A 14958-nucleotide genomic window follows, 5' to 3' on the forward strand; every position below is an offset into this window, starting at 1 on the left:
TGGGATCAGGGCTACGTATTACCGGACTTTATCGCTTAGATGTCTAAATGCTTTTGCATAAAAACCACTAGTGTCCGACGGCGTAAGCCTTAAGTTCGACGAAGATGCTGAAGCCAAGCCGAAGATGAAAATTCTGTGCTTGGAAGGAAAATACCTTCAACCACATACCTTGGCCCCCATTTAAAGGACCAAGAGGGATAAATCTTTCAAACTACAGTGTCAGGCTGGACGAATGTTGATGGCGTAGTTGAGCGGATGTCGTGCCCTCCACAATATTGACACCGAAAACCAATCTGCTAGCGTTAAATTCTATGGAGAATTCATAATCAAAGGACGCTAAAAAAATGAAAAAGGATAGTGTTGATACAAGTGCACGATCTGGGGTGGATTTAGACACCATGCTCAGAACCATGTTGGTAAATTATGCAACACATACCCAGCGGCCCGGTACTGCAAACACCCCCCTTGATTATCTGGGGCATCGAGTTGATGATGCCAAACTGTCAGGACAGAGCATTCCCGCATCAGTCGCTGGATCAGTCGAAATATTAACTGTTACGCAAAACATCATGAGCAATGATTTGTCGCATGAAATATCTCTCCCTGTGCCCGGCTTCAGCTATGTAGAGACAAGCGAAACATCAACCACAAACTCAAGTGGATGGGTGTTTACTTATGGAGTAGAGACTACTGCATCTGTAGATGTACTATTTGCCAGCGGAGGAATTACTCACAACTTTAGCGTTGAATACAATATGTCCACTCAAAATACCGTCACAAGGACAACGCAGAGGAGCTGGACCGTTGACCCGTTTTCGATTTCGGTCCCTGCAAACAGAAGGTATCGAGTTGATTACATTATGGAGAGAGTGATTGCTTCGGGTAGAAGTACAGTTCGTGCCGAGCTTTATGGCACTGCCAACTATAGAGCTCGGACTAATCATGTGCGACATGACTCTCCGCTTGGTAGTATTGCAAGAGTCATGAGTAACTGGGGAGAAAACCCGTCTCAATCTGAAGGTTTTTTAGACGGTGGCTGGCCACTCAACCCAGCAATAAACTCGGCAGAAACAAGGTTCGTCACTAATCATGGACTTCGATTTGACGTTCGAATTTTTGATATAACCAATATCAGAAACCTAGAAGAAAAAGGTGTATTGATTGAGGAGAGTCACTTCCCAGCAAGATTTGAAATAATCCATGACAATGTGGCCGTTTCACAGTCAGTGTAAATATTGGTATGCGTTCAGGATTCAACCCTTGTGTAACTAGACCAGCTGCCACTTATGTGGCAGCACGTCATCAATCTTGCTCTCCCACTGCGGCGGCAGGAGCGTAAGCCAGGCAGCCGATTTCGGTCATACCTTTCTCGAAGCCGATTTTAGTAGCCCATGAAATCGTCGCACACCCGCTTGCTGCTCCGAACACCAATGCCTTTGTCTATAAGAGGTCTAGCCAACAAAGTAGATTGCGGCTACATAGAGGATTGCGACAACTTGCTTTCTGCCTAAGAAGCGAGGAAACACGCCTAAGCTCTTGAAGTAGATGGGTCCCGAAGCCGGAGTCTAATTAAGCCAAAAACGTCAATGTTTGATAGGAAAAACTGGACTGGCGCAATTCAGATGTATTTCCTGCTTTACTATTTTTTCGGCGCTGGATGGCATCCAAATCCTGATGAGCGCCAAGGCATAATATATCCCGGCGTCCTGCCGAACAGAATTGGCGATGAGTCGGTCACCGCTGCGACTCTACACATCGCTTACCAGTTCTCAGGCCTCATTTCAGCGCCAGAAGGCTTGTACCGCTGCAGATTCGATGATCAAGGCATCTAGACCGATAACCCCTAGTTCGTTATATTGAAAAGTCACCAAATCAAGATATGTCACAAGGATGATGACGTGATAGATTTAAGTTTCAGACTCATACTGCACACTCTAAAAATTTAAACCAAACCCTGGTGTAGAATGATACGTTTATTCGCAAAAGCATCTTCTATATTATTGATCGCCCTACTCGCTATATATGTGGCACGTCCAACAGCATCAGTAGACTTAAATAATATAAAACACCAAGATCGCAACGCTTATATTGCAGCCGTACCTTTCTGGATTACAATATTTTCCGCGCCAGAGAATCAAAAAAGCATTTTTAAGGATGGCATTTTATTCGAAAATGGCAGGCCGATAGGACGCGGAGGAGCACTTCATGACGACATAAGCGAAAATGGAGGGGGAAAATGGTCTTACTGGGGGAGAGATATCTATCTCTCCCAGACGAAACACAACTCAAGCACCACCCCATCAGAGATGGCCTACAGGCTCTCCGTTAGCTTTGATCCGCCACTTTATATAATATTGCCAACAGCAACACTCCTTATACTATTCATCCTCCTTCACACAACCATAAGAACAAGAGAACTAAGTACCGACCATTTAAAAAGAGCTGCCCCCTGTAAAAGCTGGAAAATAAAAGCCTTAAAGTACTCTCCAGAAATTGACGGAATCCGCGCTATAGCCGTAGGTCTTGTATTACTTTATCACTTTGACTTTCCGCACCTTAAAGGTGGTTTTGTAGGAGTTGATGTATTCTTTGTAATCAGCGGATACCTAATAACAAGCATCATATGCCAAGACTTGCACTCTGAAAAATTCTCTTTTAGAAAATTTTACTTCAGGAGAGCCAGGCGAATATTCCCCGCATTGATAGCAGTGTCGCTGCTTACGATTTTATGTGCGACTGCAATCACCCCTCCTGAAAATTATAAAGAATTCGGTGGCTCGCTCCTTTCCTCATCATTATTCATTTCAAATATTTACTTCTATTTTCAGTCAGGATATTTCGACTCAGACGCCATTAGCAAACCGCTACTACACACATGGTCGCTTGGAGTTGAAGAACAATTCTACATATTCTTTCCACTGCTTTTATTTTTTACTGGGCGACTCTTAAATCAATCAAAGGCCATAATTTCAATAATAGCTTTTGCATTAATCTCTTTAATCTCCGCAGAGATCGCATTAAGCTTTAGCAGAAATGCCGCTTTCTTCCTGTCTCCGTTTCGATTTTTCGAGTTTACTTTTGGCGCAATTCTTGTATTTATAAACAAAGACTATTTAAATCAAAAAAACAAGGAAGTCGTGGCTGCTATAGGAACATTGCTAATCTTAGCCCCAAGCTTTCTTTACTCAAGCCAGATGAGTTTCCCAGGAATCGCCACATTACCAATATGTATAGGGGCGGCGTTACTAATATATTGCAATGACGCTCCGATAACTTCAAAAATTCTCAGCTCAGGAGCTTTTGTTGCTATTGGAAAAATTAGCTATTCTGCATATTTGGTGCACTGGCCAATCGTTGTTTTTTACAAGTCCATAAGAGTAAGTCAGGCTCCGCTATCACTACTGGAAATTGCAGCCTTGCTATCTGCAACATTAATTATCGCAAAATTACTATATCAATATGTAGAAACACCATTTAGACACATCGAATACTTAAAGCAGCATGGCCGCATTAAGGCAGGCCTCATATCTTTCTGCGCATTACTGGCACCACTTGCAATTATTGGAGGCTTAATTTACTCCTCCAGCGGTCTGCCACAACGGTTCTCAGATGCTACTCAGCAGCTACTCAAAACGCCAATAGAGCAACATCGTGCATATGTATGGAATCGCTTCAACAAGCTTGAAGGGAAAAAATTTTCAAACAACCACAGAAAACGAGTACTGATTATTGGAGACAGTCAAGCTGCTGACTTTTTGAATATAATAGAAGAAACAACCCCTGAAAAACTGGACATCTCCACAATTTTAATACCAGTTTCATGCCAAGCGGTAATACCCATAAATACAGAGTTTTACGACAACATTCCCACTGATACCATGCAAAAAAAAGAGTGTCGAGAAAGGCAAAATAACATCTTAAATGACATACGCATTTCATCGGCCGACATTATAGTAATAGCCTCATCCTGGACAGACTATGGAATAGATCAAATACAAAACACCATACATGCACTGACGACATCAAACCGAAACGCCAAACTAATCATCATACCTTCAAAAGCTCAAGGTAAAGGGGGCATTGACGTAATGCTTCTATCTCGTTGGAAAGATGTCATCCCAGAAAAAATAGCTTTCGCCTCTCGAACCTCAAATCTTGAAAGCAAGAGAGCCAAGCTTATGGATCAAGCTCACGGGGCGCAAATCCTAGACATTGGAAAATACATCTGTAACTGGAACAAAAAAACATGCTCTGTTTTTTCAAATACCGGTGATCCAATATTCTCTGATGTCTCTCACATTACAAAAAGTGGAGCGATTTTTATTGGAGAGAAGCTTCAGAAATCAGGCGAACTTGAAATTTTCAACTAGGATGAATGGACTGCCCCCGCCCTTCAGTCAGATCTGAACGAAAGAGATCAGCGCATAGACGAGCTGACCTTCAACGACAATGATCGCGAACTGTCACGACGCAGCTGGGCCGCCAGCGCTGAAGATTGAGAGCTCGACAGTGACGAAGCTGGTCATTACCGGCGAGCCAAACTTCGATCCGCTGCGCCCTGTCCAAGCAACTACAACTCTCAAGACAGGAGTAGCGCCCTCAGTTGCTCAGGAACCTCAATAACTTCTCTGGTAACCGGCGAGACGCAAACGTGCGTAAGACTAGAAGTAAATGCTATGACACCTGGCGCTACATGCCCCTCGACTTCAAATGTGAACGAGTGAAGTCCAACACTGGAAACACTCACTTTCATCGAAAGCTCATCATCCCAAGTGACTGGGCGAAGAAACTCTAGAGAGAAAGCCCTCGCTGGAGGCAGTAGATTAAAACCCAGCAGAGTTCTTAATCCGGGGCCGGAGAGCCACACTGTAAGTGCATCATGAACAGCCTCAACAACGAAGTACGAAAACCTAGGTGTATAGACTATCCCCTCCGGATCACAATCGCCGAACAATACCTTTCTCTTAATAATCACAGAGCTCGGCACTAGATCAATCCTTAATATTGAGTGATAGAGATCGCAAGACCACATCGCAGCTCCTGCGTGTTCGGGTCGGACGATACCTCCCTCCCCCTTCAAAGTCAGCCGCTATAGCGGCCAAGGACGAAGTCATGCCTGAAGAAATCAAACTGACCCAAGCAGCACCGGTCGTTCGCGACGAATACGGAATGTTCCAGCACCCGGGCTGCCGGACTTCGACGAGGGCGACGGCGAAAAGTGCAAGGCTTGGGTCGCACAGCAGGGCCTGAAGCTCGTCATGATCAGCCTGGAGGCAGACGCACCGGAAGAGGTCGCAGATCGCTACTTCCAGTCCGATGAGCCGCACTGCGGCTACTGGGAGCCGGGCAAGCCTGAAGGCGAAGGCTGGTTCTGCTTGGCTATCCATGACACCAACGATGGCCCGGTCTGTTGGTGGGCGCGCCGGGAGGTGCAGCCATGATCCTCCCCGCCCTCTACATGCTCTACCTGATCTACACGGGGCCAAGGCCATGAATGACGTTGCCGAACCTGCGCGGCCTAGACAAAATCCAGCGTTACCCATAACCGTAAATGCACTTTTGGTTCATTGCCCAAGGTTAGGCTGGACGGGAATCAGATCCTGAACTTCTGCGCAAGAGTAGGTGTTGGAATAGTCGAAGAATTTCGGCCTTAATTCGGAGCCGTAGCTCATACATTGGAACGCAGACGAGCCTTTTTGCAAGATTAGAAAGTGAACCGTGCCGACTCTTGCTGGCGACTGGTAGGCGGCTTTGATCTCATAGCCACTGCGTAACAGATCGGTCACCTTTTGAGTTTCCGCCAAGGCCAATGTGCTAGTGACTAGTAGGCCCAGCAGCGAGATGCTCAGGGCATTTTTTGCAATACGATTCGTTCTTGGCATGAATCCGTCATCCGTGAAGGGAAAATGCCAAGTTACCTAAGTTCAACAAAACCGTCACGGCCCAAGCCAGCTGAGTCGTAAAACTCAGCGGACTGGTCACACTCCGACAGGACTGGTCCAGAAGAGTCCACCCGACCCGAGAGCCCAGGACTTGGATGAAGGACTAGGCCGGACGAACGCTGCAACCCTGCCACGGCGCAACGCCGGCGGCGATCAGCGCCATCTGCCCCCCCTCAACAATCGGAAAGCCTATCCGCGGCGCCGGTACACCACCTACTACCAGCTACAGGCCGAATAACTACTTTCTGCCGCCACGCGCGGCATGGATATCTGCATGAGTATTATTGAATTTTTGAGTCATGACGAAGCGTGTGAGCTGACTGGCGCAAAAACAAAAGCCAACCAGATTGCTGTGCTGTGCAAAAACGGAATCAGGCACACAATCAAGCGTAACGGTTGGCCCTGCGTCACCACCGCAGCACTGATCGCGGGGAAAGTGGAGCTACCGACAGGGCGTGCCAAGTGACAACCGCGTAAGGCTCGATGATGGGCAGAAAACCGACACTTCCCGGGAGCATCCCTCGCCTGAGACTTCGCAAGCGCGGGGGACAAGATCTACTACCTCTACGACACTGGAGGCAAGCCACGAAAGGAGATTTCCCTGGGGACTGATTACGGTCTGGCCATCATGGAGTATGCCAAGCTCGAGCAAACAAGAACCGCGTCAGCTCTGGCACAATCAGTGCTGACCTTTGCCTATGTGTCCGACCTCTACATGAGCGAGGTCGTCCCAACCAAGTCAGCCGTCACCCAGAAGGACAACAAGCGCGAGCTGAAAAACCTACTCGATTTCTTCAATGACCCACCGGCGTCGCTCGAGGATATTGAGCCGCAACATGTGCGGCAATACCTACGGGAACGAGGAAAGACCGCGCCGGTTCGGGCGAACAGGGAAAAGGCGCTGCTCAGCGCTATCTGGAACTTTACACCCGAGTGCGGATACACCGCGCTGGCCACCCCCTGTGCCGGGGTAAAGGGGCACAAGGAGACCGGTCGTGACGTATACGTCGAAGATGAAATGTTCGCGGCTGTCTACGCGAAGAGTGATCAGCCACTCAAAGACGCCCTGGATCTCTTCTATCTAACCGCACAGCGAATCGCCGATACGCTGAAAATGGATGAGCGGGACATCAAGGATGGAAAACTTGCTGTTGCCCAGAGCAAGACCGGAGCCAGGCGCAGGATTGAGACCATTGGGGAACTAAGGGTCGTGATTGACCGCATTGCGGCCAGGAAAGCGGGCTACAGAGTGAGATCTACTCGGCTTGTAGTGATGGAGGATGGACAGCCAATGACCACCAGTATGCTGCGGGGAAGGTTTGATGCGGCGCGCCAGGTGGAAGGAGTTGAAAAAGCTGATTTTCAGATGCGAGATTTGCGAGCGAAGGCCGGCACCGACAAAGCGGAATCCAGTGGCGACATACTTGCAAGCAAGAGATCAGCTCGGGCACACCACGGTGGTGATGACAGAGAACTACATCCGCAAACGGATAGGCAAAAAGGTCACGCCTACAAAGTGAATTGCGGAGCAGTATTTGAAATTGCGGAGCAGTTCAGGATAAGGCTCACTCAAAAAAACCGTGCAAGCCCTTGAAATAGATGGTGCCCGAAGCCGGAGTCTAATTCAGCGCAAAAACATCAACGTTTACTGGCCAAACCTAAAGCGACGCTATTCAGATGTACTTCCTGCTGTACTTTTTTCTCAGCGCTGGCTTGCATTCAAGCCCTGATGAAAGCTGATGTTACCACCCTCCAGCGTCCTGCCGACCGAACATCTCCCACTCAAATGCATGTTTCCACATCAGATCTAGCCTAGTCGTGTAGCTCTGACTCATCATTTCGCGCCGCATCCCCCAGTCCGGATTGCTCGGCACGCTGGCCGAACGAAGCGTTCTCCTGCCCCATCGTTGATTGATCTCGTCCAGCCCCCCCTTCAGCTTTGTCGAGGCGCGCGAATGTGAACAAATGGTGACGTAGCAAGGCAGGCCGTTCGAGGATATTGGAATATTCAGGGCTGTATGCTGAATTGATCGCCCCGTGGGTAAGTGCACCATTTGCGAGTTTATGTGTATTGATAGCAATATCAGAGCTGACAAAGTCCAAAACTCCGCACCGTACCTTTAAGCCAAAACTGAATATTGAAATAACAAAATACAACCCTTTGCAATAAAAAAAACACCTATTCAACCCATGCTGGGCTACCGCTCATCTCTTGTCTACAAATATTTAAGATAATTATTTGACTCCCCAAACCTTGGACCTATAGTCAACTCGAAAACTGCTTAACAAAAGCCAATCCGCCGAGCATTTAATTCATTGCACCCCTCTAACCCAGACAAAGGAAAGTCATAATGGGAATTATTGTTGATGTACTAACCGTGATAGATGTAGACACCATTATTCAATACTACAACGAAAAGGGACACCCGGACATCAGCACTAACCGCAACCAACCAACTGCGCTGAGCTATGATTTAGCCCAAAAAACAATCCACATGACTGCCAAGTTTAGCAATGGACTTCGACATCAAGGAACAGGCGACCTATATCTCCCAGTAGGAGTTGGCGATGTCATTCGATGGCGCGCAACAGACATCTCAAGGAACCTCGGCACTGCGGTGATATTAGATAAATTCAATATCCTTAGTTCCACCCCCCCTGGAATTATTACCCAGCCTAGACTAACGCCAATCACTGACAACGTATCATCGCTTAATCCCAATAATCCAAACGGACCACCAATCCCACAGATGATCACTATAAATTCATGGGAGGCTACTGCAGAAGCAAGAGGTACCGTATTATACACATGGTCCTTTATTATCGTCGACAGATTTAACAAAGTCGTTGGATGCTGCATATGGGATCCAACACTCAACATCGAATAAACTGGACGACTATTAGGCAGCAAGACTCTCGCCCAACACAAATTGGGCGAGAGCCCTAGTACTGTTCACCTATTACGAAAGTCTATTTAGTACATACGCCACACTCGCAGCACTAAGTCGCCCCCCCTAAGCGCTGACATTTAAAGAATTCAATACTTGTAAAAACCCCAATTTTCAGAAACATCCATTGCATACGCTTGACACGCAGCCAGCGCGATCATTCCTCGGTCTCCGTCGTCGGTGATACCGATAACGGGATTTTCCGCCACAAATTCCAGTTAACTGGATTCGGTCCAGAACACCCGACTCAGAGCGCTCGTACCCGGCATGCTAATTTTTACGCCCATAAATGTAGGCGAAAGCGTCATTCTTCTTAAAGCGGATTTTCAGCTGAATTTTATTCTTTTTGAATTTCCCGAACATACGCTTGGCAGGCCCGCAGCGCGATCAGTCCCCGGTCGCCGGAATCGGTGACGATGTGACTGAAGGGTTCAAGGCCACGCTAATCCAGGCCGCCGCCGGCAAGATCAACATCGCGGTGTCGAGCAGCCACATGATCTACAGCAACGCAGGGGGCCGCACGCGCACGCTCACCCCCCCTAGATGAATTGGAAGTCAGCACCTTCCCATTCGGCCCGGTGTACCTGGCCTTCCGTGTCAGACCTACTGCATAACGATCTGTCGCGCGCCGGCTGAGCCTTCACTCAACGCCAGCGTCGTACTCACATCCGAGCCACCGACAAACCTGGTCGACGATACCGGCCAGCGGCATCGAAGAGCTAGGCCATGGCCAAGACCAACGCGGAATTGCAACAGCAGAAACGCGCCAAGGAGAGGGCGTTGCTCGAGCGGATCGGCGCTGAGCAGCCTACAGCAACTACTGAGCAGCCGAGGTAGTAGAGGTAGTGGATGAATTCGATTAACGCTCCACGGTTGCCACTAGCAACACTGCCAAGATCAACCATAGGCGCCAAGCAAGCGTTGTGGGCGACAACACTTCCCCAGGACCGGAATCTGCTGAGCGCTCCGGCTTCGAGATAACTACGTCTATTGACAGGTACCGAAGTAGTTCTTGTTGCCCTGCTTCTTATATGAGAAAGCGTGGCATGACTTAGAGGGCCTCGCGCTGGTGGGTTTATCATAAATATAAACAGTCACATGCACATCCTCCGAAAAAGGAACTGAACCCCCTTTATGCCATAGGTCTTTCTTGAGGTAAAGATTTTTACCTTTCGGATCCTTAGTCTTGTAAGCACTGGAAATTTCTGTCTTTACTGAATTCTCCAGGGTCGCCTTAATAGTGGTTTTATTACTATCTGGAGACTTTATATTACGTTGATCTTCTGTGAGTGGAGTCGGCTCCCAAGTATTACAAGGATCGGATGTACAAAGGTATACATCCGCTAGAGCATAACTAGAAAGAACAGATAGACTCAGCGCCGAGGCAAGTGAAATCAAACAGGCTGGTAGTTTTTTCATTGGTATCCCTCCCAATGGGAATTTGCTAGATATAACTGTGAAAAGTGGCCGATTCCTACCCTGCACTGAATGCCTCCTGGCACGCTGAAGTAAGAACTGAGATAGACCTTAGACCGGTCAGGGAAATTAGCAAGGTAGCAATCGCAGCGTCCACTGTAGCGGCCTAATAAAACCGGACACCTGCAACCTGAACCTATTTCACTGCCCGCCAGCATTTCCAGGGGCAACTAACTCTCTTCAGTTATCCCTTCTTACCAGAAGGAATTGAGAGAGCACGCTGAGCGAGCGCTGAAGGCAGGTGTCCCACCGGCTTCTGCCGTATCCGCCCCTGGAGCTCGGCATCGATATTGGCAATATCAAGACCAATGCCACTACCACCTTGCCCGGCATCAGCAGTAACGTGTTGCCTCTCTCAAAGACAAGGAGCGGTGATGTCAATCAGAAGCCTCAGGAAAAACCTTCCCGCTGACCCAGACAACAACGGCTGGGTACTCGGCTGGGCAGTGATGAGGGACGTTCCCGGATCATGGCAATTCATCGATATCTACGCAGATAAACCTACCGCCGAAGCGCAGGCTAGACGTCTTGGTGGGTGGTACGTCGTCGAATACGGTGCCCACCAGCCTGGTACTGAAAAATTCATTGGCGGCTCTGCACCTCCGCAATAACGGGCCGATTCTCCTCGGCCAATCCCCTGCGGCACGAACCAGGCCCGGTTCAGCAGTGAGCCCGGCTTTACCCTTTTGTGCCGCCAATCAGCACCCCGGATCTCGCGCCCGCATCCACCCTGGATGCCGTGCTTGCGGTCCCTATCCTGCAGGTGGTGCATCTGCATCAGCCGTGCAACGGCGCACTGACGCGCTGCAAGCCTGTCGCGCCCGCTGCTTCAGGTGCAGGTTCGCGCTCTGCCCCGCCAGCCATCCTTCTGCTCGGGGATAGTGCATGCCGAATTGATCACCGCCAGGTAGTTACGCCCCGCAAGACGTCTAGCAGTAGAGAGGCCCACCCTCTATAACCATCAACAGCTTGATTGCTAAAAACATCCTGTTTTTATCGTATTCCCGAATGCCCCGTTTAATAGGGACAACTATTAAACCCAACTCAAAACTACACCCACATTAAAAATATGCTTGCTACAGTTTAAGTAGCCAAAGCGCAGCAACCGCCATTCAACCCTTACATAAAATTGAATCACCCTATCGACAACAACGCTCGTTCCTGCTGTGATATTTGGCCCGCAACAGCTGTTGCAATTGTTTCAACAAGCTTCAACCCAACCCACGAAAACAGACCCAGCATCAAGCAGCATCGATTGGCATGCCACACAACCCACATGCCATTCAACAGCACTAAGGAAAGCAGACAAGAATAATTGCTTTATACATCCCTAGTTCAACACTTGTCGAACAAGAAACAAGGCATCCACCCGCCAATGGTGGATATCGAATTATCTTGATTGAAAACTTTTACCCTAACAGGAGATTACTATGAGACCGGTCCAGAAAATCACCGTTAACAACAAAGGCGGCTACGTATTCAACTTCTCGGTCCAATGGCTGGGCAGCGACGGCAGGTGGGTGACTTCCGAATGGAATAGCGGCAACTATCCCGTGGCGACCTCGCGGACAACTCCCGATCTGAACACCATTGGGGTTCCGGCCAATGCGCTGGCGGTCACGGTCTATGGACACGCAGTAGCCGGGACTTCCGGTCAGGGAACGCCGTTTGTCGCGTTCGCGGCTAACGGTCAGATCGCCACCTATGACGCTGTCGGTACCACGTTCATTGGCTTTGCAATCAACTTGATCGAGTAGACCGCAACCCTTGTCCCGATGATGCCTGGCGCCAATGCTCCATGGAGGGTTGGCGCCAGCGCATTTCATCGACCGCATGTTTCATGCCGCCACCACCCAACTGGACATCACCATGAGAAAAGTCGAGCGCATTGGCTGCCTTAACAATGGCATCTTCATCATGAACTTTTCGATTCAGTGGTTTGATTCGAAGGGAAGCTGGCATACCTCAGCCTGGAACAGCGGCAACTTCAACAACGGCCTGTACAAGGTAAGCCCGGCACTTTCGTCGCTCGGAGTTCCAGCCGACGCGATCGGGGTGGCCCCTTATGTTTGTGCAGTGCTTGGAACAAGTAGTCGAGGGACGCCCCTGGTGCAGTCGGCAGATAACGGCAGGCTGGCAGCTTACGAAGTGACAGGAACGACCCTGGACTTCAAGGTCCAGCCTCTGCCGTGGAGGAACTGGGCTCAGAACATCGTTCATACAATGTCGATCGATGGGGAATATTACTTCTCGCCGACGAACCTGGTTGAACTCCAGGCCATCGTCAGTCAAGCCGTACTGGCTGGCGCGACTGTCCGCGTTTCCGGCCAGCGGCACGCGCAGCCGGCCCTGGTGGCCGAAGACAATCGCCTCGCGCCGAACCCGGCGCGCTGGCTGATCGACCTCTCCTGCTACAAGGACCTGGGGCCCGAGGGCAATCAGTCCATCGTGCTGCACCCCTCCGAAACCAAGGTCACGGTGAACACGGGTGTACGCGAGGATGCACTGGATGCGTTTCTGACGGGCCACGACATGATGCTCAAGACCGTGACCGCCGGCGGTTTTTTCAGCCTTGGTGGGATGACCGCGGTGGACGTGCACGGTGCCACCATCAACGCGCCGATCTTCGCGGAAACGGTCTCGGCGTTCAGCATCATGGGCCCGGATGGCCAGGTAAGGACCCTCGACACACAGACCCCAGCGGTGGATGGCTGGTCGCCCCTGCAGTTCGCCCGCGTCTCTCTGGGGGCCCTGGGAATCGTCACCTCGGTCACCGTGGAGGTGATGCCACGCCCCTGGGCCACGACCTTGAAATCGGGCAAGGAGGGCAACATCACCTGTAACGATCAGCAGGCGTTCATTGCCCAATTCAAGACCCTGCTCGCGAGCCATGACCGCGTTGAGTCCTTCGTCAATCCGTACACCCACCACTTCCTCATCCTGTGGTGGGACCTGGTTTCGTCCCCAGCGACGAAGATTCCGAACCTGAAGGCAAGCGTTCCCGATGCCTGCGCCCTGACGCAAGAAAACATCTTCGGCGCGCCCTATTTGATACCGATGGAGCCAATCCTCGAACCGCCCCTGATTGCGGCGCAGTATCTTGGAAACAAAACGGCGGCCAACGCGATCATCGATGCGGGCTACCTCACCATCGAAACGCTCTTCGATCAGGCTGCGGCTGTCTACTCCGACTTGTGGCTGACCCGGGCGTCGCGGGTGATCTTCATGTCTTATTTCATCGAACTCCCGGCACTCGATGACTCAGGGCTGGGCAAGGCCTGGCAGGGTCTTGACGCGGTCATGGAGCGCCTCAAGCGTTCCAGCGACTTCCTGCTGGTTGCCCCCATGGAGTTCCGCTTCGTCCGTGGCGGCGACAGCGTACTGGCCGGAACCTACACCGAAACCCCCAACGCGACCTTCGTCAATCTGGACCTGATCGGTTACGTACCGGCCGTCGCGGGGGCTGAATACCCCCAGCTCCTGCTGCACTTCTTCGCCGACATCGAGCGCGCCTGGGTGGCCCTGGGAGGAATGCCGCACACCGGCAAGATGTTCGGTTTCTACGACCCGAGTCGCCCCGTTGGAACATTTTCGCCACCGTTCAACCCGGCGTTCCTCAAGGATCTGGCGACGCGGCGCGGTGCCAGAATCAAGGCCTTCGATTCCTACCGCAGAAGCTGCGATCCACAGGGTGTGTTCCACAACCGTTTCGTAGCGGCGCTGTTGGGAGACACGCCCCAGTAGAGCTGCCCCGCCAAGGAAAGCGTCCGGTGCCTGATCTACAGTTGAAGCAGGCATTGAGGACATGACCATGTGCGGGCGCCTTTCCCAGTACCGTGGCATTCATGATTTCGTGGCGGCCTTGAGCATGCCCGGGGCCCTGGTCGACAACCTGGGCGAGCAGCCTCTGGGACACTACAACGGCGCACCGAGCATGCAACTGGCCCTGTTCCATGTCACCGCTGGCAGGCTTTACGCCGACCCGGTGCGCTGGGGCTGGAAGCCGCACTGGGCCAAGGATCGAGCCCCACCGATCAATGCCAGGGCCGAGAACGTGGCCCACGGCCCGTTCTTCCGGCAAATCTGGCCACACCGGGCCCTATGCCCAATAGACAACTGGTTTGAATGGGTGGACGAAGGCGGCCCGAAGAAGCAGCCTTACCTGATCCGGCACCGGGACGGCTCGCCGATTCTCTGCGCTTCGATCGGACAACTTCCGAATCCAGACGAAGGCCACGGGGAGCACGAAGGCTTTGTGATCATCACCGCCGACAGCGCCGGCGGCATGGTCGATATTCACGACCGCCGACCTGTGGTCCTTGCGCCTGAGCTGGCCCGGGAGTGGCTCGACCCGGCCACGCCGAAGGAGCGCGCCGAACAGATGGCCCTGCACCAGGGCGAGGTCGCCAAGGCCTTCGAGTGGTTCAGGGTCAGCACTGCAGTAGGAAATGTACGCAACCATGGGCCGGAGCTGATAGTGCCGCTGGCCAAGGCCGTCGGCGACAACATGATGAACTGCGGATAATCACTAGCGAGCAACGACAGCCGCCACCAACCAGAAACTCCGTTCGTCAGTTCTACATGAAATACCA

At 51.1% G+C, this 14958-nt stretch carries 10 protein-coding genes and 4 pseudogenes; 11 read left to right on the top strand and 3 right to left on the bottom strand.

The window, feature by feature from the left end; genetic code table 11:
- Window positions 1-344: 344 nt before the first annotated feature.
- Both P7C00_RS18440 and P7C00_RS18445 read left to right on the top strand, forming a co-directional pair.
- Window positions 345-1232, top strand: a complete 888-nt coding sequence (locus tag P7C00_RS18440) for an ETX/MTX2 family pore-forming toxin (RefSeq protein ID WP_404937035.1) — start codon at window positions 345-347, stop codon at window positions 1230-1232.
- A gap of 732 nt (window positions 1233-1964) precedes the next feature.
- Window positions 1965-4370, top strand: coding sequence for an acyltransferase family protein (locus tag P7C00_RS18445; RefSeq protein ID WP_404937036.1), 2406 nt, complete (start codon window positions 1965-1967; stop codon window positions 4368-4370).
- A gap of 209 nt (window positions 4371-4579) precedes the next feature.
- On the opposite strand, the gene P7C00_RS18450 is transcribed toward P7C00_RS18445, so the two are convergent.
- Window positions 4580-4987: a thioesterase family protein gene (locus P7C00_RS18450; RefSeq protein ID WP_346635459.1), complete on the bottom strand. Its 408-nt coding sequence runs from the start codon at window positions 4985-4987 to the stop codon at window positions 4580-4582.
- A gap of 125 nt (window positions 4988-5112) precedes the next feature.
- Between P7C00_RS18450 and P7C00_RS18455 the strand changes: the two are divergent.
- A pseudogene (locus P7C00_RS18455) lies at window positions 5113-5441 on the top strand (hypothetical protein).
- 123 nt (window positions 5442-5564) lie between these two features.
- On the opposite strand, the gene P7C00_RS18460 reads toward P7C00_RS18455, so the two are convergent.
- Window positions 5565-5882: a hypothetical protein gene (locus tag P7C00_RS18460; RefSeq protein ID WP_346635460.1), complete on the bottom strand. Its 318-nt coding sequence runs from the start codon at window positions 5880-5882 to the stop codon at window positions 5565-5567.
- Window positions 5883-6216: 334 nt separating this feature from the next.
- Here P7C00_RS18460 and P7C00_RS18465 point away from each other — a divergent pair, with 334 nt between their 5' ends.
- Window positions 6217-6408, top strand: coding sequence for a DUF4224 domain-containing protein (locus P7C00_RS18465; protein WP_404937037.1), 192 nt, complete (start codon window positions 6217-6219; stop codon window positions 6406-6408).
- 20 nt (window positions 6409-6428) lie between these two features.
- Window positions 6429-7462: pseudogene (locus P7C00_RS18470) on the top strand (tyrosine-type recombinase/integrase).
- A 222-nt stretch (window positions 7463-7684) separates the two neighbouring features.
- Here the strand turns inward: P7C00_RS18470 and P7C00_RS18475 are convergent.
- Window positions 7685-7882: pseudogene (locus tag P7C00_RS18475) on the bottom strand (DUF4113 domain-containing protein); the annotation flags it as partial.
- A 411-nt stretch (window positions 7883-8293) separates the two neighbouring features.
- Between P7C00_RS18475 and P7C00_RS18480 the strand changes: the two are divergent.
- The 6 genes and pseudogenes from P7C00_RS18480 (at window position 8294) to P7C00_RS18505 (ending at window position 14891) form a co-directional block, all read left to right on the top strand.
- On the top strand, window positions 8294-8830 hold the full coding sequence (locus P7C00_RS18480; RefSeq protein WP_346635462.1) for an AidA/PixA family protein: 537 nt from the start codon (window positions 8294-8296) through the stop codon (window positions 8828-8830).
- Between the two features lie 466 nt (window positions 8831-9296).
- A pseudogene (locus tag P7C00_RS18485) lies at window positions 9297-9504 on the top strand (hypothetical protein); the annotation flags it as partial.
- A gap of 1236 nt (window positions 9505-10740) precedes the next feature.
- A complete protein-coding gene (locus P7C00_RS18490; protein WP_041752391.1) occupies window positions 10741-10977 on the top strand; it encodes a hypothetical protein in 237 nt (78 codons plus the stop codon).
- A gap of 819 nt (window positions 10978-11796) precedes the next feature.
- The gene (locus tag P7C00_RS18495; protein ID WP_015636211.1) at window positions 11797-12123 is read left to right on the top strand and encodes a hypothetical protein; all 327 of its coding nucleotides are present in this window, start codon (window positions 11797-11799) and stop codon (window positions 12121-12123) included.
- Between the two features lie 112 nt (window positions 12124-12235).
- A complete protein-coding gene (locus tag P7C00_RS18500) occupies window positions 12236-14110 on the top strand; it encodes a D-arabinono-1,4-lactone oxidase (protein ID WP_404937038.1) in 1875 nt (624 codons plus the stop codon).
- Between the two features lie 67 nt (window positions 14111-14177).
- Window positions 14178-14891 carry an SOS response-associated peptidase family protein gene (locus tag P7C00_RS18505; protein ID WP_404937039.1) on the top strand — a complete coding sequence of 238 codons (714 nt, stop codon included), beginning with the start codon at window positions 14178-14180 and terminating at the stop codon, window positions 14889-14891.
- The last annotated feature ends 67 nt before the right edge of the window (window positions 14892-14958 follow it).

Origin of the sequence: Pseudomonas sp. JDS08PS003, from assembly GCF_045013505.1 — a bacterium.
Classification (GTDB): Bacteria; Pseudomonadota; Gammaproteobacteria; order Pseudomonadales; family Pseudomonadaceae; genus Aquipseudomonas; species Aquipseudomonas protegens_B.